Genomic DNA, 1,985 nt, shown 5'->3' on the forward strand with positions numbered 1-1,985 from the left:
ATATCAACGCGCTGAAAACCGGTGCGGTATTGCGCATCCCTTCCACCGACGACATCCAGGCCCAGTCGGCCGCGGCTGCTCTGGCGGAAGTACGCCGCCAGAACGAGGCATGGCGCTCGGGCACGGCGCGTTCGCCCTCGGTGGTTGCCGACGCAGCCTCCACCGGCGCAGCACAGGGCCCGGCCAAGGCCGCTGCTCCCGCCAACGATCGCCTGGCCATCGTCCCCTCGAAGGAGGGCGGCGACGCCGCTTCCACCCGAGCCGGTACGAAGGACGGCAAGGGCGACGCCCAGGTCGCCGGCCTGAAGCAGGAACTGACGACCTCGCAGGAGTCCGTCGCCTCGCTCAAGCAGCAGGGCGCCGAGCTGAAGTCGCGCATCGGCGACCTCGAAGAGATCAACACGAAGAACCAGCGCCTGATCAGCCTGAAGGACTCGGAAATTGCCGAGCTCCAGCGCAAGCTGGCTGAAACGCGCAAGGCCGCGGGGCAGCCCGCACCGGCCGCCACTGCGGCTGCGCCGGCTCAGGAAGCAGCGGCTGCCGCGCCGGCCGCCACGCCGGCCGTCGCTTCGACGGCGGCTTCGACGGCCGCCATCGTGCCTGCGCATGCGGCCACGGTGGCCGCTCCCGCTGTCGTCACGACGCCGGTCCAGGCACCCGCCGCGGCGTCGCCGGCTCCGGCCGCCAAGCCCCCCGTGCATAAGTTCAGCCCGGCGCCGGTCGTGGAAGACGATCCCTGGTATCTGCAGACCTGGGCTTGGGGCGGCGGCGCGATCGTCATCCTCCTGCTTCTTGTGGCAGCCGTGTTCGGCCGGAAGAAGCCCTCGGCCGTGGCCGGACCCGCTTCGGCCTCGCTGGCCGATCGTTTCGCGCGTGAACCGAACTTCGACACCTTCGGCCACAACGATGCGATGGACCAGGACCAGCGCGAGATCCTGGACGCGCTGGCCGAGCACCCGGACGATATCGGCCTGCACCTGGAGCTGGTGAGCCTGTACTACGGTCGCCGCGACGTCGAACATTTCGAAGCCGCTGCCGAGGCGATGTTCGCCCACGTCGCGGATCCCGAGCAGCCGGAATGGCGCGAAGTGGTGACGATGGGCGAAGACCTCGCTCCCAGCCATCCGCTGTTCGGCGGCGTGCCGGTCGACGAGATCGACGAGCCGTACGACCATTACGAACCCGGTCACGTGCATTCCGCCGATGAGGCCGCTGCGCTGGAGCAGTTCGATCTGGGCACGTACGTCACCGGTGCGGACGAGGAAGATCGTCCCGTCGTGCAGGCGCCGCAGAAGCACAGCGAATACCACTTCAACTTCGACCTGACGCCGGTGCAGCGCGCCGAGGCCGATCGCCGCCCCAACGCACCGGACGTCTTTGACGTCGATGCACCGGACTCCCTCTACACCGAGGTGCCGGCACACGGTTCGACCGACCACGGTTTGAGCGAGCCGGTTCCGGTGAGCGACGATCGTGCGTCCTGGTCGTTCAACGAAGAGACCGAAGCGGCTGCTACATCCGCCCACGACCTCCCGCGTTTCGACGAGCCGAACTTCCCGGACGAAGAGCCGATCGCCGATCACAATCCGGAAAGCTTCAGCGATGACCCGGTCGATACCAAACTCGACCTGGCCCGTGCCTATCTCGACATGGGCGACGCCGAAGGCGCACGCCTCATGCTCGACGAGGTGCTGTCCGAAGGCACGCAGATGCAGAAAGACACGGCCAAGCGGATCCTCAACGACATCGTCTGACGATCGCCCTGCTGACTACCTGCATGCCTCTATGTAGATACTCTCTTGGCCGTCAAGCGTTCTTGAGGTGTTCAGGGCTGAAGAGCTTCGAGGTATCGAAGTTCTCGTTGTTCTGCAGACAGGCCCACAGGCCTGTCAGGTACTTACGCATGACCGCCGTGAGGGCTTGGCGCTTCTTCTTTCCACGGCGGACGAGTTGCTCGTAGAAGGCCTTGGCCAAGGGGTCATGCC

General features: G+C 66.5%; 1 protein-coding gene. It reads left to right on the forward strand.

Annotation, left to right across the window (positions count from 1 at the left end; genetic code table 11):
* Positions 1-1,754, forward strand: a 1,754-nt coding sequence (locus AC1DT2_RS21925; protein WP_477298720.1) for a motility hub landmark protein FimV, incomplete at its 5' end; no start/stop codon positions are given.
* Positions 1,755-1,985: the final 231 nt, after the last annotated feature.

It is taken from the genome of Luteibacter sp. P4_E6, assembly GCF_056401535.1.